21 protein-coding genes are annotated in these 26278 nt (G+C 67.1%); 6 read left to right on the top strand and 15 right to left on the bottom strand.

Annotated features, from left to right (window positions below; all coding sequences use genetic code 11):
• The first annotated feature begins 2 nt into the window (after positions 1-2).
• On the top strand, positions 3-920 hold the full coding sequence (locus ACXI0U_RS09775; RefSeq protein WP_374981016.1) for a response regulator: 918 nt from the start codon (positions 3-5) through the stop codon (positions 918-920).
• Between the two features lie 194 nt (positions 921-1114).
• Here ACXI0U_RS09775 and ACXI0U_RS09770 read toward each other — a convergent pair whose 3' ends face one another.
• From ACXI0U_RS09770 to ACXI0U_RS09755, 4 genes are all read right to left on the bottom strand, one after another.
• Positions 1115-2617 (bottom strand): PepSY domain-containing protein, encoded by a 1503-nt coding sequence (locus tag ACXI0U_RS09770; protein WP_479550157.1) that lies wholly within the window; start codon positions 2615-2617, stop codon positions 1115-1117.
• 10 nt (positions 2618-2627) lie between these two features.
• Positions 2628-4793, bottom strand: a complete 2166-nt coding sequence (locus ACXI0U_RS09765) for a TonB-dependent receptor (protein ID WP_479550156.1) — start codon at positions 4791-4793, stop codon at positions 2628-2630.
• Between the two features lie 54 nt (positions 4794-4847).
• Entirely contained in the window at positions 4848-5243 is a 396-nt protein-coding gene (locus ACXI0U_RS09760) for a DUF2946 domain-containing protein (RefSeq protein ID WP_021221672.1), read from the bottom strand.
• 137 nt (positions 5244-5380) lie between these two features.
• On the bottom strand, positions 5381-5758 hold the full coding sequence (locus ACXI0U_RS09755; protein WP_479550155.1) for a DUF4189 domain-containing protein: 378 nt from the start codon (positions 5756-5758) through the stop codon (positions 5381-5383).
• A gap of 537 nt (positions 5759-6295) precedes the next feature.
• On the opposite strand from ACXI0U_RS09755, the gene ACXI0U_RS09750 reads away from it, so the two are divergent.
• Both ACXI0U_RS09750 and ACXI0U_RS09745 read left to right on the top strand, forming a co-directional pair.
• The gene (locus tag ACXI0U_RS09750) at positions 6296-7570 is read left to right on the top strand and encodes an OprD family porin (protein WP_479550154.1); all 1275 of its coding nucleotides are present in this window, start codon (positions 6296-6298) and stop codon (positions 7568-7570) included.
• A 34-nt stretch (positions 7571-7604) separates the two neighbouring features.
• Positions 7605-8468, top strand: a complete 864-nt coding sequence (locus ACXI0U_RS09745) for an acid phosphatase (protein ID WP_479550153.1) — start codon at positions 7605-7607, stop codon at positions 8466-8468.
• Between the two features lie 86 nt (positions 8469-8554).
• Here the strand turns inward: ACXI0U_RS09745 and ACXI0U_RS09740 are convergent, their stop codons facing one another.
• Positions 8555-9061: a hypothetical protein gene (locus ACXI0U_RS09740; RefSeq protein ID WP_479550152.1), complete on the bottom strand. Its 507-nt coding sequence runs from the start codon at positions 9059-9061 to the stop codon at positions 8555-8557.
• 216 nt (positions 9062-9277) lie between these two features.
• On the opposite strand from ACXI0U_RS09740, the gene ACXI0U_RS09735 reads away from it, so the two are divergent.
• Positions 9278-10918, top strand: a complete 1641-nt coding sequence (locus ACXI0U_RS09735; protein WP_021221667.1) for a hybrid sensor histidine kinase/response regulator — start codon at positions 9278-9280, stop codon at positions 10916-10918.
• A gap of 576 nt (positions 10919-11494) precedes the next feature.
• Here ACXI0U_RS09735 and ACXI0U_RS09730 read toward each other — a convergent pair.
• Positions 11495-12118 carry a LuxR C-terminal-related transcriptional regulator gene (locus ACXI0U_RS09730; protein ID WP_184490411.1) on the bottom strand — a complete coding sequence of 208 codons (624 nt, stop codon included), beginning with the start codon at positions 12116-12118 and terminating at the stop codon, positions 11495-11497.
• 211 nt (positions 12119-12329) lie between these two features.
• Positions 12330-12473 carry a hypothetical protein gene (locus tag ACXI0U_RS09725; RefSeq protein ID WP_423728283.1) on the bottom strand — a complete coding sequence of 48 codons (144 nt, stop codon included), beginning with the start codon at positions 12471-12473 and terminating at the stop codon, positions 12330-12332.
• 137 nt (positions 12474-12610) lie between these two features.
• On the opposite strand from ACXI0U_RS09725, the gene ACXI0U_RS09720 reads away from it, so the two are divergent.
• Complete coding sequence (locus ACXI0U_RS09720; RefSeq protein WP_374981010.1) at positions 12611-13441, top strand: cache domain-containing protein; 831 nt, start codon at positions 12611-12613, stop codon at positions 13439-13441.
• A 42-nt stretch (positions 13442-13483) separates the two neighbouring features.
• Here ACXI0U_RS09720 and ACXI0U_RS09715 read toward each other — a convergent pair whose 3' ends face one another.
• Positions 13484-14380, bottom strand: coding sequence for a TauD/TfdA dioxygenase family protein (locus ACXI0U_RS09715; protein WP_479550151.1), 897 nt, complete (start codon positions 14378-14380; stop codon positions 13484-13486).
• A gap of 160 nt (positions 14381-14540) precedes the next feature.
• The gene (locus tag ACXI0U_RS09710; RefSeq protein ID WP_479550150.1) at positions 14541-15584 is read right to left on the bottom strand and encodes an NAD(P)H-dependent flavin oxidoreductase; all 1044 of its coding nucleotides are present in this window, start codon (positions 15582-15584) and stop codon (positions 14541-14543) included.
• Positions 15585-15675: 91 nt separating this feature from the next.
• Here ACXI0U_RS09710 and ACXI0U_RS09705 point away from each other — a divergent pair, with 91 nt between their 5' ends.
• Positions 15676-16560 carry a LysR family transcriptional regulator gene (locus ACXI0U_RS09705; protein ID WP_479550149.1) on the top strand — a complete coding sequence of 295 codons (885 nt, stop codon included), beginning with the start codon at positions 15676-15678 and terminating at the stop codon, positions 16558-16560.
• An 86-nt stretch (positions 16561-16646) separates the two neighbouring features.
• Here ACXI0U_RS09705 and ACXI0U_RS09700 read toward each other — a convergent pair whose 3' ends face one another.
• From ACXI0U_RS09700 to ACXI0U_RS09675, 6 genes are all read right to left on the bottom strand, one after another.
• Positions 16647-16853 carry a tautomerase family protein gene (locus ACXI0U_RS09700; RefSeq protein WP_431484406.1) on the bottom strand — a complete coding sequence of 69 codons (207 nt, stop codon included), beginning with the start codon at positions 16851-16853 and terminating at the stop codon, positions 16647-16649.
• A 134-nt stretch (positions 16854-16987) separates the two neighbouring features.
• A complete protein-coding gene (ssuD, locus tag ACXI0U_RS09695) occupies positions 16988-18118 on the bottom strand; it encodes an FMNH2-dependent alkanesulfonate monooxygenase (protein WP_271661240.1) in 1131 nt (376 codons plus the stop codon).
• A gap of 258 nt (positions 18119-18376) precedes the next feature.
• Entirely contained in the window at positions 18377-18916 is a 540-nt protein-coding gene (locus ACXI0U_RS09690) for a hypothetical protein (protein WP_271661241.1), read from the bottom strand.
• A gap of 14 nt (positions 18917-18930) precedes the next feature.
• On the bottom strand, positions 18931-20736 hold the full coding sequence (locus ACXI0U_RS09685; protein WP_431484407.1) for a Hint domain-containing protein: 1806 nt from the start codon (positions 20734-20736) through the stop codon (positions 18931-18933).
• A 92-nt stretch (positions 20737-20828) separates the two neighbouring features.
• Positions 20829-22415, bottom strand: coding sequence for a hypothetical protein (locus ACXI0U_RS09680; RefSeq protein WP_431484408.1), 1587 nt, complete (start codon positions 22413-22415; stop codon positions 20829-20831).
• Positions 22408-26274: a hypothetical protein gene (locus tag ACXI0U_RS09675; RefSeq protein WP_431484409.1), complete on the bottom strand. Its 3867-nt coding sequence runs from the start codon at positions 26272-26274 to the stop codon at positions 22408-22410. The genes ACXI0U_RS09680 and ACXI0U_RS09675 overlap by 8 nt, the downstream gene beginning before the upstream one ends.
• Positions 26275-26278 lie beyond the last annotated feature (4 nt).

The following is a 26278-nucleotide window of genomic DNA, read 5'->3' as shown; positions in this document are numbered from 1 at the left end:
CCATGACTTCGCCCATCCGCGTGATGTTCATCGACGACGAGGAACGCATCCTGCGCAGCCTCGCCATGCAGTTCCGCCGTGACTACGAAGTGCTCACCGAGAGCGACCCGTTGCGCGCCCTGGAGCGCCTGGCCAAGGAGCCGGTGCATATCGTCGTCAGCGACCAGCGCATGCCGCAGATGAGCGGCGCCGAGCTGCTGACCCAGGTGCGCGAGATGGCGCCGGACTGCCTGCGCATCCTGCTCACCGGCTACTCCGACCTGGATGCGGCGGTGGAAGCGCTGAACAGCGGCGGCATCTTCCGCTACCTGACCAAGCCCTGGGACCCGCAGGAAATGGCCTTCACCCTGCGCCAGGCGGCGGAGATCGCCGGGCGCCAGGTGCCGGCCCCGGTCGCACCCTTGCCGGCTGCCACGAAGACCGTTGCATTGAGCGTTCTGCTGCTGGACGACGACCCGGAAACCCTGGCCAGCGTCGCCGACTTCTGCATGGGCGGCGGCCATCGCCTGCTGCGCCCGCGCAACCTGGCCGAGGCGGTGGGCCTGCTCAACGACGAGCCGGTGGACCTGCTGGTGGGCGACCTGACGTTTGCCGGGGAAGACACCGCGCCCCTGCTCAAATCCCTGGCCCAGGCCCACCCGCGCCTGCTGAGCCTGGTGGTGACGCCGTTCCGCGACACCCAGGCGCTGCTCAAGCTGATCAACGAGGCGCAGATCTTCCGTTACCTGCCCAAGCCGATCCGCCGTGGGCTGTTCGAGAAGGGCCTCAAGGCCGCCGCCGAACAGGCCCAGGCCTGGCATGCGCAACCGCAGCAGCCCCTGGCCCGCAAGGCCGAAGCGCCCCGCGAGGAGCGCGAGCGGGAGAAGGTCGGCAGCTTGCTGGGGATGCTCGGGCGGCTGCGGGGGCGGTTGAGCGCTTGAGCCGGTTTGTTTCCCTGGGCTGAAGCCCAGGCTACGGCCCCGCCCAGGAATGCGGTGCAACCCGGTGCTACCCACAGAAACCGTGGATTATTCTGTGGATAACCTGGGTGCGGATGGGTGCAGGCCCCGGATTCCGGGCGCTGCACCGGGGTGGTGGATTTATGACCGCTCGTCAGGGATGAGCGGCCTGCACGTCACGGTTGGCGCGCAGTCGCCCTCGCAGGCACGCGGGAACGCACCGGCCTGCGCCTGGGGCGCAACCGGCGCCAACCGATCACCACGCCACTGACGCTGATGGCCAGGCCACCGAGGCTGAAGGCGATGATCAGCACCTCCCGCAACAACGGCCGCTCCAGCAGCGGCGGCCAGTCCCAGCTGTGCAGCAGGTTGAACAGCCAGCGACCGGCGCGGCGGTTGTCGTCCAGCACATCCAGCACCGCGCCGCTGTAGGGGTCGATATGCACCCAGCTGTGGCCGGGGTCGTCGAAGGCCAGGCGCAGCAGCGGCAGGCGCTTCGGCTGGCCGCCGTACATGCTGGCTTCGCCCCGAGGGTAGTAATAGGCGTCGTAGGCCTCCAGCCAGTCGGCTTGCGCCACGGGCTCCGGTGCGGCGGCTTCCAGGGTGCTGCGTGGCAGCATCGCCAGGGCCGGGCCAACGCCGTTCAGAGGCAGTACGCGGCTGTCGCCCCGGGCATCCAGGGCGCCGAGGTAGGCCGCGCCGCCGAGCATCCGCCATTGCAGTTCCACCGGCTCCAGGCCGGTTTCGCGGAAGCGTTGCAGGGCCTCGTTCACGCCCACATGGAAGGCGTCGCCTCGCAGCTCGCCGCCCTGGAAATCCCGCGCGGTGAGGGGCGAGCGGCCTTCGGTGAGGTGCCAGGGGCGCATGGACATCAGCCCGCTGAAGATCCAGGCGATCAGCAGCAGGCCGAAGCCCAGGCCGGTGAGGTGGTGCCAGCGGGCGAAGCCGGCCGGGTAGGGCGAGCGCGAACCGCTGCGGTAGGGCCTGGAGAAACGCCAGCGCAGCAGGCCGACCACCGCCCCCAGCACGGCCATCGCCGTGGCCGCCAGGGACAGGTAGATGACGATGTTGGCCCAGAGGCCATCCAGCACACCGCCGCGCAGTGGGTAGAGCCAGTGCAGCCAGGCGCCCAGGTAGTTCCAGCCGCGCTCCATGCGCCCGGCGTCGCGCACCACCTCGCCGGTGCGCGAGGACAGGTAGAGCAGGCTGCCGGCAGCGTCGTCCACCCGCACCTTGTGCAGGGGGCGGTCGGCATCCAGGGCGCGGCTGTGGCTCCACAGGTCTTCGTCCACCCCTTCCAGGTAATGGGCTTCGGCGCCGCTGAAGCTGCGCGCGCTGGCCAGGGCCTGCAGCGGCCCTTGGGCGCCCAGCAGGACGCCGTCGCGGGCGTCCACCGCCAGGTTGGCGTCACGGTAGCCGAGCAGGTAGCGCGGCTCGCCGGCGATGCTGACCAGGCGCAGGCTCGAGGGGGCTTCGCTGCGGCCGCTGGCCGCGAGCGCCACGCCGGGCTCGACGCAGCAGCCCGCTGCCAGGGGCGGCAGCGGGGCGAGGCGCTCGGCCTGGGTCAGCTTCGGGTAGCCGACGAAGAGCATGACCACGCCCGAGACGAACCACAGGGCCATGAACAGGCACAGGCCGATGCCCAGCCAGCGGTGCCAGAGGTACAGGTGGCGTTTCATCCGGCGGCCCTCAGAAGCGCATGTCCAGGGCCAGTTCCAGGCTGCGCGGCTCGCCCAGGTAGTACTGCGCACCGGTCTGGTGGATGAAGCGCGCGTAGACCTCGTCGGTGAGGTTGCGCAGGCGCGCGGTGACCTTGGTGTCGGCACTCAGGCGGTGTTCGACGAAGGCGCCGTAGAGGGTGTAGGAGGGCACCCACTGGGTGTTGGCGTTGTTGGCGTAGACCGAGGACACGTAGCGCGCGTCGACGCCGGTGCGCCAGTCCTCGGCCAGCTCGTAGCTGAGCCATAGGTTGGCCAGGCGATCGGGGATGTTGACCGGGGTCTTGCCCTTGCGCGAGACGTTGGCGCCGCTGACCACTTCGTTGAACTCGTCGAAGCGCGCGTCGACCCAGGCGAAATTGCCTTCGGCGGTGAGCGTGGGCGTGAGCCGGTAGGAGGCGGCGATCTCGATGCCGTCGGAGGTCTGCTGGCCGGCCTGAATGGTGCTGTTGGGGTTGGTGGCATCGGCTATGGGGAAGTCCTTGCGGACGATGCGGTAGGCGGCGACGGTGGCCGAGCCGCGCCCTTCGTCGAAGTCCAGCTTGCTGCCCACTTCCACCTGGCGGCCGGTGCTCAGGCCGTAGTCGCGCACCTGGGTAAAGCTGGCGCCGGTGAGGGTGCCGCCCGGCGGCTCGGCCGAGGTGCTGTATTGCACGTAGAGGTTGGCGTCGGAGGTGAACTGCCAGACCAGCCCGGCACGCCCGGTGACGGCGTCCCAGCGGCGCTCGAAGGAGGACGGGGCGTTGGCGCTGACGGCGCCGTGGTTGCTGGCGTCCAGCTCGATGTGGTCGTAGCGCAGGGCGGTGACCAGGGCCAGCTCGTCGGTGAGCTGCTGGCGGTTCTCGGCGAAGGCGGAGGTGGTCTTCACTTCGTTGCTGCGCGCCTTGACCAGGCTGGCGGCCATGCCGGGGATGTCGTCGAAGTGGCCGGGGTCGAAGGCGCCGGGTTGCACGGTGTCGAATATCGCCGAGGAGGAACGCGGGTAGACCGCCTGCTGGTTGACGCTGTAGTCGAGGCCGAAGGCCCAGTCGCTGGCCCGGCCGAGCAATTCGGCTTTGTGCAGGAACTCCACGCGGTTGCCGTTGAGCTCCTGGTCGTGGCGCTGCAGGTAGGCGCCAGTGCGCTGGATGGCACTGTTGTCGGCGGTGTAGCGGTAGGTCTCGAGGTTGCGGTAATCGCGCTGGCCTTCGTAGTGGTAGAAGGTGTTGCGCAGGCTGCTGGCGTCATCGAGGCGGTAGTCGGTGATGGAGCGCAGCCAGCGGGTGCGCTGCTCGTAGCGGCCGTCTTCGACGTTGTAGTTGGAGAAGCGGTCGTGGCGGTCGATCTTCAGTTCGCCGGCCTTGGGGTTGAGGGTCGGCGCGCCCCAGTAGGGGCTGTCTTCCTTCTCTTCCAGGTACTCGATGGCCAGGGTGTGGGAGAGGTTGTCGGTGAGGTCGCTGAGCAGGGAGAAGGCGAAGTTGCCGGCGCCGCGCTCCTGGCGATCGATGTAGCCGTTGCCGTCGTTGCGGCTGTAGTCGAGGCGGGCGTAGTGGTGCGGGCCGGGGCCGTCGTTGAGCACGCGGTTGATGCCGATGGAGACCTCGCGGTCGTCAAAGCGGGCATAGCGGATGCGCGCCTCGCCGCTGTTCTCGCGGCTGGCCAGGCGGGTGACGTAGTTGAGGCTGCCACCCACCGAACCGCTGCCGTGGAGGAAGGAGGAGGGGCCGCCGATCAGCTCGACGCGGTCGTAGATCCAGGCGTCCACCGGGCGGTTGGCACTGGTGTATTGCAGGCTGATGCCGTTGTACAGCTGGTTGACCTGGGCGCCGTTGAAGCCGCGGTAGGCGACGTAGCCGCCCCAGCCGGGCGGGGCCGAGGCGTTGACGCCGGGCAGGGCGTTGGCGACATCGAGGGAATTGCGCGCGCCGATGCGCTCGATCTTCTCGCGGCCGGCGATGGCCACCGAGGCGGGGTTCTCGCGGGGGCTGAGGCCCAGGCGCGAGGTGCCTTCGGCAGCGGCGTCGAGATCAAGGCCGGGCTTTTCCCCGGCGGCACTGATGGTGCTGGCGGGCAGTTCCAGGGCGTTACTGGCGTGTTGGGCGTAGGCGGGCGAGCAGGCACAGGCCAGCAGCACCAGGCAGGTGTGTTTCGGGTTCATCGGCTCTTCCTAGTCGAGCGTGCACAGGGGATCCGGCGCGAAGGCGCCAAGGGGTCAGGCGAGCGAGGAAGAGGTGGGGGAGGCGCGGGGGTTGAGGGAAGGCCAGAGTTCACGCGGCGGCGGTTGCGGCCAGCTGTGGGCTTCGATCGGTGTCGCGGGCACGCCGAGGAAGGCGTCGATCTGCCAGCCGATGCTGCTGAGGGCCACGGCCGGGGCGAAAGAGGAGCAGAGCGGGCAGCTGTACTGGGAGGCGAGCTGGGGCAGTTGCTTGCCGCTGTCGTCGATCCCGGCACCTTCGGCGTCGGTGGCCGAACAGAAGGCACCGCCCAGGCCGCTGAGGGCCAGGCCGCTCATCTGGCCGTGGTGAATACCGCAGGCGAACAGGCTGAACAGGACGCTTGCGTAGAGCATCCAGGCGATCAGCGGGCGTTCGGTGCGGGTGAATTTCATGGGCGGCGACTTTAGCAGGTCGATGGGCCGCTCGGGAGTGGCCGCTCGTGGCGTTTTGCCGCAGGGCCGTGCGGGCAGGAATAACCGGGAAAGTGGGCAATGGGCGCGCATCGGACCAGCCGACGGCGCCCTGGCTATCACTCGCTGTTGCAGCCCCAGCTGCGCACCAGGCAGGCGTTGCCGCCGCGGTCCTGGCATTCGGAAATGGCGCGGGACTGGGCGTTGCCGGCGTTGAAGTCGGCGCCCCAGCCATAGGCGGTGGAGCCATTGACCTGGTCGGCGGCGTAGGCGGCGCAGCCGCTTTCGAAATTCAGCACCACTTCGCAGTTGCTGCCGCACTCGCTCAGGGCGCGGTCCTGGGCCTGGGACAGGTCCGGGTAGTCGTAGGCGAAGCCGTATTGCAGGCCCTGGTTGCTGTCGATGGCCAGGGCGCCGGCAGCGTGCACCTGGGTGGCGGCCAGGCCGAATGCCAGGCACAGGGAAAGTTTGTGGGCGATAGCCAGGGTCCGCTGCATGGTGAGTCCTCGAAGGGCCCGCAGGATGGGAAGGTGGGTGCGGGTGGAGGGAGACTAAAGGGAAGGGATGACGATGGCTAGTATTTCGCCATCACTCGCTGCACTGACACCGTACGCGCAGTCCTCGCGTGCCAGTACTCATACTGCCCCCTATGAATAAGCAGACAATTAGGGGGGCTTTCCAAGTAAGTAAGTTCTTACGGCAAAACTTAAATTACTTACAACGCTCGCAATAAAAGATCACTTGGATATTCCACTGATATGACACTTGCCTGGCGCGGACAGGTAATTATCGGGCTGATTCACGTAGTGCCTCATTCATGGGCCTGATGGTTCTTGTTTAAGTTTGCCTGGACTTTAGCCTCGGTCTCGTCAGCTCAAGGCGTCATGCGGTCAATAAAACCCCTTAATGACCTGGAAATTGTCGAGCCAGAGTTACACCTCCACCTGCCGCGCAAGTGAATAAACCTGCAACGCTTCAATAAAAACGCCATACGTCGCCTTGCTCCAAGAACAACAATAAAAGAGGACGATGCAATGCTTTCAAGATGCTTGCCACTTCAAAGACGCAATTACTCGATCCTGCTGTGCACAGGGGCGCTGGCCATGCCGGCAGCGGCCGATCTGATCGACGACAGCAGCGCTCGGCTGGACCTGCGCAACTACTACTTCAATCGTGACTTTCGCGAGGGCCGTGTTGCCGACCGTGAGGAGTGGGCACAGGGTTTCATCCTGCGCCTGGACTCGGGCTTCACCGAAGGCAGCATGGGCGTTGGCGTCGATGCCATCGGCATGCTCGGCGTCAAGCTGGACTCGGCGCCGGGGAGCAGCGGTACCGGGTTGCTGCAGGTGGACCGCAATGGCCGTGCGAAGGATGACTATTCGAAGCTCGCCCTGGCCGGGAAGATCAAGTCCGGCAAGACCCAGCTCAAGCTCGGGTCACTCGCGCCGCCGGTCCTGCCGACACTCAAACCCAACGATGGTCGCCTATTCCCGCAGCTGTTCGAAGGCGGGCTGCTGACCTCCGCCGAGTTCGAGAACCTGGAGCTGACCGCAGGGCGTTTGAGCCGGGTCATGCAGCGCAACGCCACGCAGTACACGCCACTGCGGCTGAACACCCTGAACCGGCGCTTCCAGGGGCATGGCGCGACGGCGGCGCACTTCGACACGGCCGGGGTCGACTACCGATTCCAGGCGCACTGGCTGGGTCGCTACCACATCGCCCAACTGGAGGATATCTACCGCCAGCAAGTCTTCGTCCTGAGCCACAAGGGCGCCCTGGGTGCCGGAGCCCTGAGCAGCGACCTGCGCTTGAGCTACATGCGCGACCATGGAGGCGCCAAGGGCGGCAAGATCGACAACCGGGCCCTGCAGGGGTTTCTCGGGTATGCCTACGCCGGCCACAGTCTCGGCGTGGCCTACCAGCGGATGATGGGGGATACCGGCTATGCCTACCTCCTGGGCTCGGATGCCAACCTGATCAACTTGTCGATACTCGGCGACTTCGCCAATGCCAAGGAGCGTTCCTGGGCATTGCGCTATGGGTATGACTTCGCCGGCCTGGGATTACCCGGCCTTAGTCTCAATAGCCGTTATATGTTCGGCGACCATGCCGAGATCATCGGAACTCGCAAGATCGGCACGTCCTGGGAGCTGGATAATGAACTGCGCTATGTCGTGCAGAACGGTCCGCTGAAGGACGTCAGTGTTCGCTTGCGCAGTGCGGTCTTTAGTTCCAATCACGCGGTTAACTTCCAGCGCGACACCAACGATACACGCCTGATGTTCAACTACTCGTGGGTCATCCGGTAGTTAATTTCGGCGATTCAATAACGAAACCACTGCAATGGCTCGCACCTATAAATATAAAGAGGCTATTCCTATGCAACGTCACGTATCGAACTGTCTGGCCAGCCTGTTGTTGCTGACGCTCATCAACCCAAGCGAAGCCAGGCAAGCTGACCCGGAGCAAGCGATCCCGGAATTCCGCCCGGGTTACCTGGTGGGCTACCTGCAGAAGGAAGACCTGCCCAATAGCCTGGCGCTGCTACCGCCACCGCCTGCTGCTGGCACGCCGGCGTTTCTGTTGGACCAGACACTGGCCGCAAAAAGCCAGGCTTTGCGGGGCAGTGCGCGCTGGGAGCTGGCTATCCGCGATGCCGACCTGAAATTCCCCGCTGCCGCCGGGACCTTTTCCTGTGCCCTGGGTGCGCCCATCAGCGAGCAGCAGACACCGGCGTTGTACAGGCTGCTGCGCCGGACCTTGGCCGACGCCGGCCTGGCGACCTACAGCGCCAAGACGCGCTACAGCCGTACTCGGCCTTTCGCGCTGAACCAGCAGCCCAGTTGCACCCCGGAGGATGAGCCGAAGCTGGCAAAGGATGGTTCCTATCCATCCGGGCATAGCGCGATTGGCTGGGCCTGGGCACTGGTGCTGAGCGAACTGGCTCCGGAACATGCCGACGCCATCTGGGCCCGTGGCCGGGCCTATTCGGAGAGCCGCATGGTGTGCAACGTGCACTGGTACAGCGATATCCGTGAGGGGCGTGAGGTGGGTTCCACCGCCGTGGCACGCCTGCACAGCGATCCGACCTTCCAGGCCGATTTCGCCATGGCCCGAAAGGAACTCGCAACCGCGCGCAGCCAGGGTCTGGACAGCGGTCGCGACTGTGCCGCTGAGGCTCGAGCCCTGGCGGCGGGCATCGATTAGAGCGCCAGGGAGAAGACCTTGACGCTGTTGGGCCCGCTTCGGCAGGCGCGGCAACCACGCGGGAAGCGTGGTTGCCCGCAGGCTGGTCACTGGCTGCCGCTGGAGCCGCCGGTGGCGCTGCCGCTGCCACCCGAGGAACCCGAGCCGCCTGTACCGCCGGTGCCGGCGGGAGCGCCGGTACCCGTGCCCGCACCGCCAGTCCCGGAGCCGGTGCCAGCGCCGCCCGTTCCCGAACCGCCGGTTCCGGTGCCGCCGGGCGCGGTGCCAGTGCCAGTGCCGGTTCCTGTACCCGTGCCGGTGCCATTGGTGCCCGGCGTGGGGGCGCCGCCCTGGCCTCCGGTGCCGCTGCCGGCTCCGCCGGTCCCTGACCCGGTTCCGCCCGGTGCGCTCGGGCCGCCGATGCCATTGCCCGGAGACTGGGCGCCGGAGCCGGTCCCGCTGCCACTGTCGGTGGAAGGCGCGGTGGGCGAGCTGGGCGTGCTCGGGCCGGGCACGGTGGGGCCGGTGCCGCCATCGGTTTCGGCCAGCGCGGTGAGGGAGGCTCCGGCCAGGCAGCCGCTGAGCAGGAAGGCAGTCAATGTGTTCAGTTTCATGGGGTTCTCCAGAACAGTGGGGTTACAGGAAATACGGCCCATGGCGGCGGGAAGGGTTCGGGAAGAATGATCAACGGTGGTTCGGCGCCATTGGTCAGGGGAGCGGCAGCCGCAAGCCGGCGTGCTTGATCATGCGGGAGGGTGGCGCATAAGGTGTCACCCTCAAAAAAGGACGAGGCCCGTTCAACCGGGCACCCTGAACGGACAGGACTCCGCATGACCGCTCCCCGCAGTAGCGCCATCGACACCGAACGCTCCCAGGCGGTCGTCCGCCTGGTGATCACCAGCCTCGCAACGCTCTACACCGCGGCTGTCCAGCTCATGGGGCGCATGCCCGAAGAGCTGGCAGTGCCCATCCTCGTCTACAACTCGCTGTTTCTGGTGGTGTCCTTCGTGCTGCTGATGGCCATCGTGCGGCGGCCCGGCAACTACCCCGCGCGGCGGCTGTTCTCCATGGTCCACGACTACGCCGGCATCGGGTTTTCCATGGGCGTGGGCGGGGCGGCGATGCTGCCGGCCTACGGCCTGCTGCTGTGGGTGACGGTGGGCAACGGCCTGCGCTTCGGCTCGCGCTACCTGGCCGTTTCCACCCTGCTGGCACTGGCGGCGCTGGGGGTGATCACCCTGTTCAACTCTTACTGGCAGGAACAGCCCTATGTGGTGCTGACGCTGGTGGTGACCACCATCATCGTGCCGGCGTACGTGAACATCCTGCTGGGCCAGACCCGCCGCGCCACCGAGGCGGAGAGCGCCGCCAACCTGGCCAAGTCGCGCTTCCTCGCCCAGGCCAGCCACGACCTGCGCCAGCCGATCCACAGCATCAGCCTGTTCACCGCCTGCCTGCGCGACGCCGACCTTGGCCACGAGGAACGGCAACTGGTGGACAGCATCGACAAGTCGCTGCACAGCGTGTCGCAGTTGTTCCGCTCGATCCTCGACATGTACAGCCTCGACGGCGGCAAGGTGGTGCCCCGGGCGCAGCCGGTGGCGCTGGGGGAGTTGCTGGAGGACCTGGTGCAGCAGAACGCCGAGGCGGCGCGCTGGGCCGGGGTGCGCATCCGCCTGCGGGTGCCGCGCGGGCTGCATGTGCTGAGCGACCCGCATCTGCTGGCGACCATGGTGCAGAACATCCTCTCCAACGCCCTCAAGTACGCGCCGGGCAAGCCGCTGCTGATCGGCTGCCGCCGCCGTGGCGGGCGCTTCGTCATCCAGGTCCATGACCAGGGCCGGGGCATTCCCCCGCAGCACCTGGAGAACGTCTTCGACGAGTTCTACCGGGTGCGCCAGGTGCGCGACAAGGACATCGAAGGCGTCGGCCTGGGCCTGGCCATCGTCAAGCGCCTGGCCGAGCTGATGGGGCTGGAGATCCGCATCGCCTCGCGCCTGGGGCGGGGCACCAGCGTGTCCATTGGCGGCCTGATCGCCAGCGAGGCGCCGCGCCATGCACCGCTGCCGGCACGGCGCGCGCCACTGCGCATGCTCGACGGCCTGCGGGTGATCCTCATCGAGGACGACGGCAACGTGCTGCGCGCCACCGCCACGTTGCTGGAGAAATGGGGCTGCATCGTCGAGGCGCGGCCCTCGCTGCCGCCGGGCGATGTGCAATGCGACCTGGTGATCACCGACTTCGACCTGGACACCGAGCTGTCAGGGGCCGATTGCATCGACCAGGTCCGCGCCCGCAGCGGCTGGAAGGTGCCGGCGGTGGTCATCACCGGCCACGAAGTACGCCGGGTGCAGGAGTCGGTGGCCGACCCGGACATCCCCATCCTCTCCAAACCCATCCACCCGGCCGAGCTGCGCTCCGTGTTGATGGCGTTGAAGCTGGGCATGCCGGAGCAGGCCGCGGCTAGTTAAGCGGGGTGGTGTCGGGCCTCGCTGCACTCGGCGCCAACCTACGGCGCCGTGCCCAACCCGAACCACGGCGCTGACCGATGTGTAGGGTGGATGACGCTTTTTCATCCACCAAGCGGCCTTGAAGCCCACACACATGCCCGCCTCGTGGGAGCGAATTCATTCGCGATGGGGTGTCCGGCCGCTCGCATGGCCATGGGCTGGCGACAGGTCTTTCGCGGCTGAAGCCGCTCCCACAGGGAGAGCCTGAAGCGGGGCCGAACATGGTTGTGTTGGGCCTCGCTGAATTCGGCGCCAACCTACGGCGCCGTGACCAACCCGAACCACGGCGCTGACCGGTGTGTAGGGTGGATGACGTTTTTTTCATCCACCAAGCGACCTTGAAGCCCACACACATGCCCGCCTCGTGGGAGCCGAATTCATTCGCGATGGAATATCCGCCCACGCATAGCCAGGTGCCTGCAGAAGGTCTTTCGCGGCTGAAGCCGCTCCCACAGAGAGGGCCCGAAGCGGGGCCTGATATCGCTGCTCCCGGGCTGAAGCCCGGGCTACCTAGTGGCGATATCGGATAAGTGGGGTTTAGATCCCCGCCTTGGCGGCCTTGGCTGCGGCGGCGGCGCGGGTGTTGACGCCCAGGGTGCGCAGCAGCGAGGAGACGTGGATGCGCACGGTGAAGGGCGAGATGTCCAGCTCGCGGGCGATTTCCTTGTTCGACAGGCCGTTGGCGATCAGCCGCAGCACGTCCTGCTGACGCGGGGTGAGCTGGGTCAGTTCGGCGTCGTGGGCGAGCAGGCCGGTTTCGCCGAAGCGCACCACGAAATCCCCCTCGCGAATGGCCAGCAGCGCCTCGCCGACCTCGTCGGGGGCGATGGCCTTGCCGATGAAGCCGTCGGCACCGGCGGCCATGACTTCATCGACGGCCTTCTGGCTATCGACCATGGAAACGATGACGATGGAGCTGCGCTTGAAGGCCTGGCGCAGTGCGCCGATGGCCTCGACGGACTGGCCGGGGAAGAGCAGGTCGAGGATGAACATGCTGGGCGCGGCGCCCTCATTGGCCAGGGCGAGCACTTCCTCCATGCTGCCGGCTTCCTCCACCTGCACGGTGGGCAGTACACGCTGGACGATACGCCGCAGACCATCGCGGAATACGGGGTGATCGTCGGCAACGATGATGCGTTCGGAACTGTTTTCTTCGGACATCCGTTTCTTGTCTTGTTCTTGGGAAGCCGCAAGCCCTCGACGGCGTGTCGACCTGGCCCGCGTGCTTCGGATAATCGACTGCCTGCATCCTGCAGCCCGTGGTTCTTCCCTGAAAGTGTCTCAGGTTAGAGACAAATCGCCGGTCACGCCATCGAACAGATCGCCGCATCGACCATCGGCAATGTCCCTCGAAAGAGTGCTTTTCAGCCCTTCAGCGCTCGCAACTGTCACCGCCACCGCCGCATACCAGGCGCCCGAAGAGCGTGGCGGTGCGCTGACGGTAGGCGTCGATACGCCCGGCTGGCGCGCTGTCCATCCGCTTGCGGCGCGTACCTCCCTGGCTGGGGACGGGCATAGCCAGCTCGAGTCGCAGCTGCCTCCCTGTTCTGGCGATATCCGTGGAGTGGGCAAGAATGCATAGGCGTACATCCATCATTCATTGCGGCCAGGTGGTCGCCGCCATCGCCCCTGTGGGCGCAAGGAGCAGTACCCATGATCCGACGCATTGCCCTGGCCTTCGGCCTGTTGTTCGCCTGCCTGGCCCATGCCGACCCGGCGCAGGATGCAATGAAGGCGCGGGCGCTGCTGGACCGCGCCGTCGACTATTACCAGGCGCACGGTGATGCGGCGCTGGCCGTCTTCAGCCGCCAGGGCGAGTTCATCGAGGAGGACCGCTACGTGTTCGTGGTGGACACCCACGGCGTGATGCTGGCCAGCGGCGGACCCTCGGCGGTGCTGATCGGCCGCGATGTGTCCCAGGTGCTGGAGCCGGAGTTGCGCGACGCCTTCCAGAAGGTGCTGGCCACCACCGAGCAGCAGGGCGTGCAGACCGCCGAATACCGCTGGAAGAACTGGCGCGACGGCCATGTGGAGCGCAAGGAGGTGTATTTCCGTCGGGTCGGCGAGCGCATCATCGCCGTCGGTCACTACCTGCCCCGGGCCACGCCCGAGCAGGCCCACCAGTTCATGGCCCGCGCGGTGAAGGCGATGGAGGCCGACGCGGCAGGCAGCATCAAGGCGATCAATGCGCTGTCGCCCGATTTCCGCGAGGACGACCTGTACCTCTTCGTGATCGACCTGCAGGACCGCCGCTACGTCGCCCACGGCTACAACCTGCGCCTGGTGGGCGTGGACTTCGCCACCATCGACGACCCCGAAGGCAAGCCGGTGGGTGCGCCGATCCTTGAGCTGATGACCAAGGCCGACAAGGGCGACTACGAGTACCGCTGGAAGAACCCGGTGACCGGCAAGGTGGAGTACAAGCACGCGCTGCTGCGCAAGGTCGGCCATTACCTGGTGGTGACCGGCTACTACAGCGACTGACGGGCGCGCGGGGGCGGCCGGCGGGCAGCCCCCGCTGCGGGGCTAGCGGCTGGGGGCCTCGCCGACCACCGTGGTGCGGTACATCTCGCGGCGCATGCCGTGGTAGTCGGAAATGGGCAGGTGCCAGGTGCTGCGGTTGTCCCAGATGGCCAGGGTGCCGGGGCTCCAGCGCATGCGGCAGGTGAAGGTCGGCTGGGCGGCGACGCTGAACAGGTGGGTCAGCAGCGCCGTTGCCTCCGAGGACCGCAGCCCTTCGATGCCGCTGGTGTAGGCCGGGTTGACGAAGAGCACCCGCTGCCCGGTTTCCGGGTGGCGGGTGATCAGCGGATGGCGGCGCACCTCGCCATCGGTGGCTTCGCCGAAGCGGATGTCCATGTTCTCCAGCAGCTTGTTGTGCGCGGCGCCGACGCCATAGGCGCGCTCCGGGCTGTGGATGGCGTCCAGCCCCTGGAGGAAGGCCTGCAGCGGCGGCGACAGCCAGTCATGGGCCAGCGCCAGGTTGGCGAAGAAGGTGTCGCCGCCGAAGGGCGGGATGTCCTTGCCGTAGAGCAGGGTGAAGGCCGGCGGCTTCTCCTGGAACGACCAGTCGGTGTGCCAGGCGCCGCCGAAGACCACCGGGGTCTTCTCGTCGGCTTCCTTGACCACGTGGACCACGTTCGGGTGATCGGGCATGCACTTCACATAGGGCTCGCGGCCGAACTCGCCGAAGGCCAGGGTCACCCGTTCCAGGTCCTCGACTTCCAGCTGCTGGTCTCGGATGAACAGCACCTTGTGGTGCAGCAGCGCCTGGCGCAGTTCGGCGAAGCCGTCCTCGTCCAGCTGTTTCAGGTCGACCCCGCTGACATCCGCGCCCAGGGCGCCGGTGGCGGGAAGGGTCTGGAATCGGCGGGTCTGCAGGGTACGGTTGACGCTGGGATGGGCATGGTAGAACTCGAACACGGCGGCCACCTCTTATCGTTGTCATGGGCCTGCTCAGCATGGCCAAGGTGGCCGCGCCTTGCCACGGCGAGTCCGGCCAAAGTCCGGACGGGAAGGCATGAAAAAGGGAGGCGCTGGGCCTCCCTTTGTTCGAGCGTCCCGGGCTGAAGCCCGGGCTACATCACGAAAGTTCGCGGGCGAGGGTGGCTACCAGTTCGGCGGCGGGCAGTGCACGAGCCAGGGGCGCGCCCTGGCCGGCCCATTGCACGGCGTAGTCGTCGCAGCCCTTGGCCGAGGCAGCGGCGTGCAGCGCCTTGGCGGCGTCGTAGGTGATGGGGTAGTCGGGCAGGGCGGGGGCCTGGGGGTGGCCGACATCGCTGAACAGCCGGTTCGGCAGGCCCCGGGCGGCGCGGCCGGAAATGGCAGCGGTGAGGGCGGTGCGCTCGACCCGTGGGCTCTTCATGGCCTCGCGGTAGGCGGCGTTGGCGGCGGATTCCGGGCAGAGGATGAAGGCGGTGCCCAGTTGCGCGCCGCACGCACCCAGTTGCAGGGCAGCGCGGATGCCGGCGCCGTCCATGATGCCGCCGGCGGCGATCACCGGCAGGCGGGTCTGGCTGGCCAGGGTGCGGGTGAGGGCGAAGGTGCCGATCAGCGCATCCTGCTCGGGCTCGAACACGCCGCGATGGCCGCCGGCCTCCACGCCCTGGGCGACGATGGCGTCGACCCCGGCCGCTTCGATCAGCCGTGCTTCGGCCAGGCTGGTAGCGGTGGCGAGCAGGCGGATGCCGCGAGCCTTCAACGGGTCGATCCAGCCTTGTGGCGGTAGGCCGAAGTGGAAGCTGACCACCGCCGGGGCTTCTTCCAGCAGCACCTGGAGCATGGCCGGGTCATCGAGGAAGCTGCGGTAGATCTCCCGCAGGGTGGCCGGCGGCTCGGCGTCGAATTCGGCGAACAGCGGGCGCAGGTGCTCGAGCCAAGCCTGCTCGCGCGCCGGGTCGGCCTGGGCGGGCTGATGGCAGAAGAGGTTGACGTTGAACGGCTTGGCGGTGAGCGCGCGGGTGTCGCGGATCATCGTCCGCGCCTGGTCGGGCGTGCTGGCGCCGATGCCGATGGAGCCCAGGGCGCCGGCATTGGACACGGCGGCGGCCAGCTTCGGCGTGGAAACCCCCACCATGGGCGCCTGGATAAGGGGGATGTCGATCCCCAGCAGTTCGGTGAGCAACATGTTCGGCAGGCCTCTCGGTCGATGGTTGGCTTGACACAAAATCTCATAAAGAGAATATTTAGATCAACTTGTTCTCCAAAAGAGATTGAAAGTGGACCTGACCAGCCTCGAGATCTTCCGCGCCGTCGCCGCCGAGCAGAGCGTGACCCGTGCCGCCCAGCAGCTGCAACGGGTGCAATCGAACGTCACCACGCGCATCCAGCAACTGGAAGATGAGCTGGGCGTGCCGCTGTTCCAACGGGACGGCAAGCGCATGGCGCTGACCGACAAGGGCCGTGAATTCCTCGCCTATGCCGAACGCCTGCTGGCCCTGGCGGCGGAGGCGCGGCAAGCCATGCATCCGGACCTGGCTAGCGGCACGTTGCGCCTGGGCAGCATGGAGAGCACCGCGGCCAGCCGCTTGCCGGCGGTGCTGGCGCGCTATCACCGCGAGTGCCCGGCGGTGTCCCTGGAGGTGTCCACCGGCACCAGTCAGGCGTTGATCGAGGGGGTGCTGTCCAGCCGCCTCGATTGCGCCCTGGTGGCCCACCCCGATGCCTTGCACCGCGAAGACCTCGCCGGCCAGGCGCTGGAAAGCGGCCTGTGCGCCAGCCCGGTGTTCCATGAAGAGTTGGTGATGGTGCTGCCGCCGGACCACCCGCCAGCGGCCTCGCCGGGGGACATCCGTGTCGGCACGCTGGCCTGCTTCGCCCGGGGCTGCACCTACCGCCTGCTCGCCGAGCGCTGGCTGGCCGAGCACCGTAGTGAAGGTACGCCGTTGCAGGTGCGCGAGGTGGGTTCCTACCACGCCATCCTCGCCTGCGTCAGCGCGGGGGACAGCGCCGGCATCGTGCCGCGCTCGGTGCTCGCGCTGTACCGGGAGAGCCCGGCGCTCACCGCGCTGGCGGTGATTCCGGTGGATACGCTGCTGGTCTGGCGCGAGGGCTATGCCACGGCGGCGTTCGAGCGTTTTCGCGAGTCATTGCTGGCGCGCTAGCCAGGCGGCGGGGCGCTGCACACTTGCGGCTGGCCGCTCGATCGAGGGAGGCAAAGGCCTCCCTGCGCGTTTGCTGCCGTTCGCCCTCAACTGGGCTGGCTCTTGCGGTACTCGGTGGTGGTGACACCGGCATAGCCCCAGTTATCGGTGTCGATCTCCTCGATGACGATATGGGTGTATTCCGGTGCCTTGCCCAGGACCCGTTGCAGGGTCTCGGTGATATCGGCGATGACCTGGGCCTTCTGTTCGCGGGTGACGCCGTCACGGGTGATACGGACATTGACGAATGGCATCTGGAGCTCCTCTGGCGGTAGCGAATGGGACCGTAGCGAATGCTGCCGGCCTGGGGACTCTAGCGGCACATGTTCCCCTTCCGTGGATGAGTGCAGGGTCGGAATTTTCAGTTATCACCCGTGAGCGGGGCTTGCTAAGCGGCCTGGCCCTTGCCGGCACGGATGTCGAAGGCACCGCCGGTGAAGTTGCCGTCGACAGTGACCTTGCCCTTGCCGGGCAGCAACGGGAACACCAGCTCGGCGAAGCGGTAGGCCTCTTCCAGGTGCGGGTAGCCGGAGAGCACGAAGCTGTCGACGCCCAGGTCGGCGTATTCCTGCAGCCGCGCGGCGACGGTCTGCGGGTCGCCCACCAGGGCCGTGCCCGCGCCGCCACGTACCAGGCCGACGCCGGCCCAGAGGTTGGGCGCCACTTCCAGGCGGTCACGCCGGCCCTGGTGCAGGGCGGCCATGCGCCGCTGGCCTTCGGAGTCCATGCGCGCGTAGTTGGCCTGGGCGGCGGCGATGGTGGCGTCGTCCAGATGGCTGATCAGCTCGTCGGCAGCGGCCCAGGCCGCCTCCTCGGTTTCCCGCACGATCACGTGCAGGCGTACGCCGAAGCGCACGGTGCGCCCATGCCTGGCCGCGCGGGCACGCACGTCGGCGATCTTCTCGGCCACCGCCGCCGGCGGCTCGCCCCAGCTCAGGTAGGCGTCCACATGCTTGGCGGCGAGCTCGTGGGCGGCCACCGAGGAGCCGCCGAAGTAGAGCGGCGGGTAGGGCTTCTGCAACGGCGGGAAGAAGTTCTGCGCGCCACGGACCTTGTGGTGCTCGCCGTCGAAGTCGACGGTTTCGCCCTGCAGCAGGCGGCGCCAGATGGTGAGGAACTCGTCCGAGGCGGCGTAGCGCGCGTCGTGGTCAAGGAACACGCCATCGGCGGCCAGCTCGGTGGCGTCGCCACCCGGTACCACGTTGAGCAGCAGGCGCCCGCCACTGGCCTGGTCGAGGCTCGCGGCCTGGCGTGCGGTGGCGGTGGGGTTGCCGAGGGTGGTGCGCAGGGCCACCAGCAGCTTGATGCGCTGGGTGACGGGCACCAGGCTGGCGGCGGTTACCCAGGGGTCGAGGCAACTGGCGCCGGTGGGGATCAGCACGCCGTCGTAGCCGAGCTGCTCCGCCGCCACGGCGATCTGCCGCATGTAGGCGTTGGTGGCCGGGCGGCCAGTCTCGGAACGGCCCAGGAAACGGGTATCGCCGGACGTCGGCAGGAACCAGAAAAGGTCGAAGCTCATGGATCAATCCTCGTTGCAGACTAGCGTCCCGCAGGGGGCAGGGCGCATCGATGGTGTGCAACGCAGGGCAGGAAGGTGCTTGCTTGGGCAAGTCTCTGTAGCGGGCTGGGCCCGGTGGATCGACATATATCCTAAAAGCGCCAAACGACCTTGGATAAATAATTTCGGGGAATAAGCATGTGCCAAAAACAGGCTGCGACCGGGGTCGGCCGAGGGGGAGGGAGCCGGCAGGCCCGCGCCGGGCGGGCCTGCCGTGCATCAGGCCGGGTGCAGGGGCTGCCCCCAGCGGTTGTGACCCGCCAGCTGCGGGTCTTCGCCCGGGCAGCGCTCGGAACTCATGCGGGCTTTCTTCTCCACGTCGCAACCGCACAGCGCGCAACTGGCCCGGGTCTTCATGAGCTTTTGCAGGGCGCTGGGTGCGCTGTCCGAGGGCCGCAGGTTGGGGCAGGCGACGCAGGCCCCCAGGCGCCGCTCGAACACCTCGCTGTCGACCACCGAGAAGCCCACGGCGCTCCAGCTGGCCAGCGCAGTGGACGCCTGCTTCATCAGCTCGCGCGTTCCCTTGACGGGGACTGCTGCCGTTGTGGGCGCGACCGTCGGGTTGGCCAGCAAGGTGTCGAGGAAGGCCGGCGTGCGGCGGCAGACCAACAGGTTGCGGGCGTACTCCTCGGACTGCACTGCCGCGATCAGCACCGCGGATGCGACCGGGGCATCCAGCCCGAGGATGTCGGCCAGCTGGCGACAGCCGTCTTCGATGGAGCGCAGCCGGATACCGGCGATGGCCTGTAGTTCGCTCATGTCGGGCCTCCTGGCTACTTGGCCGCTGGGAAGTTGAAGTCCGCGCTGTTGTGCTCGCCCAGCACCGAGCCGTTCTCCGCGGCGACATCGGTCAGGGTGATGGTGAACGCCCTGCCGAGGGGCGCGCTGACGGTCAGCACAACCACCGAGGCGTCCTGCGGGTTGAGCTGGGCGGAGAGCACCTTGGGCGGCTTGGTCACGACTTCGCTCGCGCCGGCGGGGGTGAACTTGAAGTTGTAGAGGTCCTCGATGCTCAGGGGGTCGATGTTCTTGTTGAAGGACAGCGCGAGAAGCAGGTTCTTGGGGTCGCTGCCGTTCGGCGTGGCCGCCAGCAGCGCCAGGTCGTCGCAGGCGCAGGGCAGCACGTTGCCGCCGAAGATGCCGGTGTTGATGGAACCGATGCGGCACTTGATCGAGGGGTTGTTGGCCAGGTCGTTGTCGTCGCCGCCGGCATGGATCGGGAGGATGTAGCCGAACACCGTCTTGATCTGGTCCAGTGCGTTGTTGAACAGGTCGTCGGAGTCGAGGAAGAAGACGTTACGGAAGATCGACGAAACCGCATAGAAGTCGGCGGCCGCCGTATAGGTGAAGCCATTGGCGTCTTTCGGCGTGCTGCCCAGGAGCCGGGCGATGCCCTGGGCGATGATGAACTTGTAGCCATCGGCATAGAGGCCATTGAGCCGGGTGATCTCGCCACTGATCACCAGGTGCTGCTGCCCGTACATCTCGAAGGCGTAGGTGTTGAAGCTGGGGTTGGCGCGGTCGATGAGGACGTTGATCGAGGGGTAGAAAGCCTTGAACACCTTGATCAGGTAGTTGACGGCGTCGATGCCGGCTTCGCTGGTCAGGTCGCGGAAGCTGGCCTGCTTGCTGTTGACGATGTCGTCGGCCTGCTCCTCGGTGAGGAAGCGCGCGGCCCCGGCCGGAATGTAGATGTCACCCTCGGGGTTGAAGGCGCTGAAACCTGCGGGGGCAGCCACGCCCTCCAGGTTCTCGCCGGCATGCAGCGCAGCGGCACGGGTCACGCTGAGGTGCGGGTTGGCGGCGGCAAACGACTCGCTGCCGAGGACGGGGGTGTCGTCCGGGCCGTCCATCAGGCCCATCTTGGCCAACTCGTGCTGGTTGATCTGCAGGCAGTAATCGCCGGACACCACGCCCGCCGAATTGATCAGGTGGCCATCGAGAGTACCGGTGAAGTGCAAGCCGGTGGCGATGTGGTGCAGGCCTCCCCTCCATATGCCGATCTGGCAGCTGTTGATGTCGAGCGCGGTGCCCTCGGCGGTCATCAGCTGATCCCTGCCCGGGACCAGGCGATCCGCGCGCTTGAGCTTGCCGTTGCTCATCAGGAACAGGTGGTCGAAGGAGGCGACCCACTGGCGGTCACCGGCAGCGCGGATGTACACCATGGTGCTGTGCCCGCCAGCGTCGGTGCCGCTGGAGAATTTCACCGTGCCGGTTTTCCAGGACAGCTTCTGCGCGTCCCAGCCCCCCACCGTGACGTCGTCGCCGATGTTGAACTGCTCGATGGCCTTGACCCCGTTCGGGATGGCGATCGGCGTGCCGTTGGCCAGGCAGGAGCAGCAGCAGTAGCAGGTCTGGGTGGCGTAGCCGTCCGGGCAGCTGTAGCCCCAGGTGGGGTCGTAGTCCGGCTCCTTGATGTCGTGGGGCGGGTTCCTGTTGATGCATTGTGCGGTGGAGACGGGGTAGAGCGGGTGGCCCTTGCCGAAGGTGTTGCAGTCGTCGTGGAAGGTCTGCGACTCGGTGAAGTTGTCGCAATGCTGCTCGCTGCAGACCTTGGCGTTCGGATTCAGGTCATGCACGGAGTTTTCGCATCCCGGAAAGATCGATCCCATTTCAAGTCCCTCTGGTTCTGGTGGTTGTGCGGATAGGTTCTGTCGGTGCAACGGCCGGCTCAGGAACTCGAACTGACGCACCCCGGCAGCGCTTCACCGAAGATGCCTGCGGTGATGGCGCGGTAGCGGCAGGGGATGCCCGGGTTGGCCGCGAGGTCATTCGGGTCGGGCTTCTGGTTCTGGCTGGAGATGCCCTGCTGGAACAGGGTCTTGATCTGGATCTCGATGCCGCTGTTCAGGGCGCTGTTGTCGGAGACGGAGAAGAACACCCGCGAGAGCAGGGTGACGGTGGTGGTGTAGTCGGCCACCCCGACGTAGCTCAGGCCGTTGCCGTCCACCGGCGTCTGCCCGCTGAAGCGCGCCACGCACTGGCCGACGATGAAGCAGAAGGCTTCGTAGTACAGGCAGGTGATGCGTACCAGGCCACCATTGACCACGACCTTCTGCCGGCCGTCGATGTAGACGAAGCTGCGCGCATTGGCCGTGTCATTGGCCCAGTCGAGGTAGAAGTCGATGTTCGGGTAGACGCTCTTGAAGGCGCGGAAGATCGCCTCCATCAGTGGCGGCACCACCTCGTCGTCGATGGCTCGGGCCGGCATCTTGCCGAGGTCCACGGCCTGGGCGTCGGTGACGAACTGGGCGTAGTTGCTCTTCAGGTGGGGGATGCTCGTGCTGACGGCGATGCTCAGGGTGCTGGCGGCCACCTGCTGGGGCGCAGCGCCGTCCTGGCCACCCTGGAAGGCCTGCAGCTGGTAATGCGCGGACATGGAGATCGCCGGCAGGTCGACCGTCAGCATACCTTTGGCCAGGGCCGTGGCGTCCAGCTTCCAGCTGGCGCCGCTCTGCAGGCAACTGATGGTGGCGCTGGTCACGCTCTCGGCCACCCGCCAGTTGAGCACGACGCTGTCGCCGGGGGCGCCGACGCTTTCTGCGGCCCAGAACGCGGCGATGGCCGGGTTGACGGTGATGGGGTAGACGCTGGACTGGAAGGTGAACGAGGTGGTTTCGTCGCTCGCGGCGGTGACGTGCAGGTAGTAGATGCCCGAGGCCTCCACCGCATCCAGGGTGTAGATGTAGGTGCGCGCCGGGATGTTCACGAGGGTGCTCTGGCCATCCACGCTGTAGCTGATGCTGTAGTTGGCCAGGTGCAGGTTCTGCCCGGTCCAGACCAGGGTCACGCTGTCGCCCTGGTTGATGATCGGCGTGGCGCTGTAGAAGGCGTCGAGGCGGAAGTCCTGGGGGAACTTGGGCACCGCCAGGGAGCCGCGATTGGCCCGCGTCGAGCCGTCTACCTCGATGTGTTCGGTGATGGCGATCAGCGCGGTGCCGACCATGGGGCTGACCGTGAGGTCGAAGACGAAGATCAACCCGTCGCGGCCGATGCTGTAGGGCGCCGCTGGCGACATCGAGAACCTGCCGCCGCTGGGCGTCGGGTGCGACCAGCCGTCGGGCAGGCTGGGTGTGGTCGGGGCTACGCCGCTGGCGATGTCCCGCGCGCCGCTGCCCTGGGTCAGCACGAAGTCGATGCCATTGAGGGTGAAGGGCGCCCCGGCATTCGACACGATGATGGTCAGGCGCGCGGTATTGCCCGCCTGCAGCACCCCGGGCTCGGTGAGGAACGAGTAGGACAGCAGGAGCTCACTCATCGTCGGCATTCCTATCAAGGTGGGTCATGAACTTCAGCCAGCCGTCCTGGACCTGCATGGATGGAGCCGAGAGCTGGGCGTTGGGCGAGCTGAAGTCCACCGCCGAGGCGGTGAACTGGGTGGGGCTGGTGTGGCTGATCCACGACCACTCGCCGTTCTGCTCCGCCAGGCGCGGGATCTGGATCGACGCCGCCGAGGTCAGCAGCGAGCCGACGCTGAAGGTGATTTCCATATTGCTCAGGGTGTTTTCGAAGAAGCGGTTGGGCAGGGCGATGTTCTTGACCGGCAGGATGCCGGTGCTGCCGTGCAGGGTGCCGCGCGGGTCCATCAGCAGGGTGATGAAGGCCGGGGTGCCATCGGCGGTCAGCGACAGGTAGTTGCCGGCCTTGCCGCCGATGGCCTGGACGTAGCTGGAGCCGGTGTCGAGCCCGGCGGGGTAATGCACCGAGTTGAAGGTCTGGAAGGCCGGGTCGGCGTAGTAGCCGATCAGCCCGTCTTCGCGCACGGCCAGGCTGCCCAGGCGCAAGGCGAAGGCGGTCTGGCCCACGCCGTTGTCATTGTCGGTGAAGGTGTCGGCCCAGCTCTGGTTGGTGTAGCGCCCGCCGGCCAGCTCCAGGGCCAGCTTCAGTCGCAGCACGGCCAGGGGCCGGCCGATCAGCACCGCCATGTCCGGGTCGCTGCGGGGGCCGAGCGGGTCCACCAGCCACAGTGATTCGTCGATCACCGTGAGGAAGTTGTCGAAGGTGCCGCCGGCCTGGCGCTGCGCCGCCATCAGGCCGCTGACCACGCCACGCAGGTGCAGGTTGGGAATCTGCTCCGGGCTGGTGATGGGGTTCAGGCTATCGGGCGCCGGGAACCAGGCGACCGTCTGCCGGTTGGGGTCTTCACGCACCTCGCCCAGCAACTGGCCCTGCTGGTCGTAGATGGCCAGGGCGACGTCCAGGTGGTTGGGCAGTACCCAGCCGCACACGGGATCGGCGGAAGCCACCAGGCCGACCTCATCGCTGTCCTTGTCGGCGTCGACCCAGCGCATGCTCAGTTGCCCGGGCTGGACCAGGCCGAAGCGCTGCTGCACGAACTGCGCCGGCGTGTAGTCGCCGACGGCGATATTCGGGTTGGCCGGGGTGAGTTGCCGCGAGCGGATGGGGGTAAAGGTCGAGGCCTTGCCACCGGAGGGGTTGTTGTTGGCGGGCAGCAGGCTGACGGACTGGCCAAAGCTGTCGACCACCTCGATATCGTCGATCACGAAGAACCCGCCCAGCTGCGGGAAGAAGGTCGGCGACACCGGGCCGTAGTCATAGTCCTGGTCGCCTTTGCTGGGGTCGGGTGCGCTCTGGTACTGGTTCTGCACCAGGGCGGCGATATCGCCGATGGGGGGCCAGGACTGGCCTGCCGAACGGGTCGCGAACTCGCCATGCAGGCCGCTGAGGCGCTGCGACATCACCCCCCAGGAGCGGATCGCCTGGAGCAGGGCATCGAGCCTTTCCAGCTTCGGCTGCGGCGTCCTGGACTTGTCGATGTAGTCGCGCAGGCGGTTCTCGAAGTTGAACACCGAGTGCGACGACAGCAGCGTGCGCCCGGTATAGCCGACCATCAGGCTTTCGTTCAGGTGCACCCCGGTCCAGTTGTAGTCGTCGCCGTCGAATTGCCATTCATTGCGGTTGAACTGCCAGGGCGAGTCGCCATCCTTCTGGCTGTAGGTGGGGTACCACTTCAGGCTCCACTCCAGGAACAGCGGGTTCCAGGGTTGCACCCAGGCCGCCACCGAGAGCGCCAGGGGTCCCTGGGAGCCGGCGGCCGCCCAGGTGCCCTTGGCGATGGCCGTGCCTATGTCGGCCGCTTGCACGTTGCCCATGAACAGGTTGGCGGCGATGTTCGTCCAGTTCGCCGGGTCGAGGAAGAACGCCTCTTTGCACAGCGCGTAAAGCGCGGGTGGAATTCCCGTGTTGGCCAGGGGCAGGGGGATCAACGCTGCCGCGCCATCGGCGGTGACGGTCTTGCCGTCGATGCTCAGGCCGGTGACGACCTGGTCCAGGGTGCGGCACTGCAGGGCCGGGCCGGCGCTGTCGTTGTCGGGGTTGGCGATACCGGCAACCACCAGCACCGGGTCATTGGGCTGCCAGTAGCGGGGCGCGTTCCTGGGTTTGAGCACCAGTGAGGGCGGCAGCTTGAGCACGGTGCGGGCATAGGCCTCGATGGCCGTCTCGTCGCTGTAGAGCGGCACCTGGCCGCTGCTGAGGGTGACGCTGATGCTCTGCTGCAGTTGCTGGATCTGGCTGACCAGGGCCTGGTATTGCGCCGAGCTGGGGTCCAGTGCGCTGGCGATCTGGGCCATGTTGGCCGGCGGATTGGTCGGCCCCAGGCCGAGCACGTTGTAGTTCTGGTTCTTCCACCAACGCGCGTACAGCGTCCATTGCAACGACGTCAGCTGGCGCTGGTTGGCGTTGAGGAGGGCCTGGGCGCGATTCAGGGCGGCGAGGCCGGCGGCGTAGTCGGTGCTGTCGACAGGGGCGCTGGCATTCGTCGTGCCGGTGGTTTCCCGCGCGCGGACTTCCCAGGCCTGGCCGCCCGGGATGGCGCCGTAGCGGGCCTGGCGTGCCTTGTCCGCCACCAGGGTGCGGCCACCGACCTGGTCGAGGGTGTCCAGCGAGCCATATTGCAGGGCTTCGAGCAGGGTCAGGTCGACATCCTGGTCACCGCTGGTCACCCCCACCAGGGCTGCGAGGGCTTCCACCGAGGTGTTGCCGATGGCGACCTTCACGTTCTTGCCGATGTCGCCCGGCACTTGGGTCTGGTCGCCGGTCGGCATGGTCGCGGTTTGCCAGACCAGGGAATGGCGCATGCCGTGGACGATGCAGCGGTTGGCCAGCGCACCGGTGTACTGGCTGAGGTCGGGGAACCCGGCCAGGGCCCAGTTGAGGTCGCCGAGCTGTGCGCTGAAGGCGTCCAGCTGTGCGCCGGCACCCTGCAGCGGGTCGAAGTCCGGGTTGGCGTACCAGCCGGCCACCAGGTAGCTCAAGGCGGTGTTTTCCGGCAGGTTGGCGGCATCGCCGTCGACGAAACTGAAGACGTTCTGCGCGGCCGGGGCATAGGCGCTGAAGGTCACGTCCCCGGGGCCTATGGCGCGCAGGAACATGGCATTGCCGGCGGCCGTTTCGCTCCAGCTGGCACTGAGCAGCTGGGACTTGCCGATCTTGGTCACGGCATTCGGGCTGCCGAGGTTCTGCACCTTGGGATCGAGGAAGGACATCGAGCCATCCTTGCCGCTGAGGTAGTCGCTTTCGATGATCCAGGAGGTGGGGTCGATCTTGCTCGCGCCAGGCTGGAAGCGCACCACCAGCCAGCGGTTGGGCACCTGGGGAAAGCTGATCTGCGCGTCGCTGACGGCCAGGTAGGGCTGTTTCGCCGCATCCTGCCGGGGTTCGATCAGGTAGTGCCGGGCGTTGCGCCAGTCGATCAGTTGCCAGCCGGTGTCGCCGGTGTCCGCCTGGGGGGCGATCGAAACGCCACTGGCGGCCAAGGCCAGGCCGTTGCTGCTGAAGGCGGCGAGCAGCTCGGCGCTAGGCTGGTTCTGCTCCAGGGCACGGGTGATGGTGGCAACCGCGGCGGTGATGGTGAACAGCTGCGCGCCCGGCTGCCCATGCTTGAGGGCCTGGGGCAATTGCCAGTGCAGGTGGATGCCCGGTTTCGGTGGGTCGCCGCCGTCCTGGAAGGGCGCCGGCGTGGGGCTGTCCATGTTGTTGACCAGGTAGCTGTAGTTGTTCCGCCAGCGCCGGAACCTGCTGCCATTGAGCACGGGCTGGTTCACCAGCAGGGCTTGCAGCGCCATGGGGATCAGCAGTTGGGTCGTCCCTGTCATCGTT

Source organism: Pseudomonas sp. C9D1 (assembly GCF_056491235.1).
Note: the sequence above shows the minus strand (reverse complement) of the source record. Positions and strands in the feature narration are given on the sequence as shown.

Bases quoted from the DNA above. Each gene is read 5' to 3' on its own strand.
- ACXI0U_RS09775 (WP_374981016.1), top strand. From the start codon at position 3: ATGACTTCGCCCATCCGCGTGATGTTCATCGACGACGAGGAACGCATC.
- ACXI0U_RS09770 (WP_479550157.1), bottom strand. From the start codon at position 2,617: ATGAAACGCCACCTGTACCTCTGGCACCGCTGGCTGGGCATCGGCCTG.
- ACXI0U_RS09765 (WP_479550156.1), bottom strand. From the start codon at position 4,793: ATGAACCCGAAACACACCTGCCTGGTGCTGCTGGCCTGTGCCTGCTCG.
- ACXI0U_RS09760 (WP_021221672.1), bottom strand. From the start codon at position 5,243: ATGAAATTCACCCGCACCGAACGCCCGCTGATCGCCTGGATGCTCTAC.
- ACXI0U_RS09755 (WP_479550155.1), bottom strand. From the start codon at position 5,758: ATGCAGCGGACCCTGGCTATCGCCCACAAACTTTCCCTGTGCCTGGCA.
- ACXI0U_RS09750 (WP_479550154.1), top strand. From the start codon at position 6,296: ATGCTTTCAAGATGCTTGCCACTTCAAAGACGCAATTACTCGATCCTG.
- ACXI0U_RS09745 (WP_479550153.1), top strand. From the start codon at position 7,605: ATGGCTCGCACCTATAAATATAAAGAGGCTATTCCTATGCAACGTCAC.
- ACXI0U_RS09740 (WP_479550152.1), bottom strand. From the start codon at position 9,061: ATGAAACTGAACACATTGACTGCCTTCCTGCTCAGCGGCTGCCTGGCC.
- ACXI0U_RS09735 (WP_021221667.1), top strand. From the start codon at position 9,278: ATGACCGCTCCCCGCAGTAGCGCCATCGACACCGAACGCTCCCAGGCG.
- ACXI0U_RS09730 (WP_184490411.1), bottom strand. From the start codon at position 12,118: ATGTCCGAAGAAAACAGTTCCGAACGCATCATCGTTGCCGACGATCAC.
- ACXI0U_RS09725 (WP_423728283.1), bottom strand. From the start codon at position 12,473: ATGCCCGTCCCCAGCCAGGGAGGTACGCGCCGCAAGCGGATGGACAGC.
- ACXI0U_RS09720 (WP_374981010.1), top strand. From the start codon at position 12,611: ATGATCCGACGCATTGCCCTGGCCTTCGGCCTGTTGTTCGCCTGCCTG.
- ACXI0U_RS09710 (WP_479550150.1), bottom strand. From the start codon at position 15,584: ATGTTGCTCACCGAACTGCTGGGGATCGACATCCCCCTTATCCAGGCG.
- ACXI0U_RS09700 (WP_431484406.1), bottom strand. From the start codon at position 16,853: ATGCCATTCGTCAATGTCCGTATCACCCGTGACGGCGTCACCCGCGAA.
- ssuD (WP_271661240.1), bottom strand. From the start codon at position 18,118: ATGAGCTTCGACCTTTTCTGGTTCCTGCCGACGTCCGGCGATACCCGT.
- ACXI0U_RS09690 (WP_271661241.1), bottom strand. From the start codon at position 18,916: ATGAGCGAACTACAGGCCATCGCCGGTATCCGGCTGCGCTCCATCGAA.
- ACXI0U_RS09680 (WP_431484408.1), bottom strand. From the start codon at position 22,415: ATGAGTGAGCTCCTGCTGTCCTACTCGTTCCTCACCGAGCCCGGGGTG.
- ACXI0U_RS09675 (WP_431484409.1), bottom strand. From the start codon at position 26,274: ATGACAGGGACGACCCAACTGCTGATCCCCATGGCGCTGCAAGCCCTG.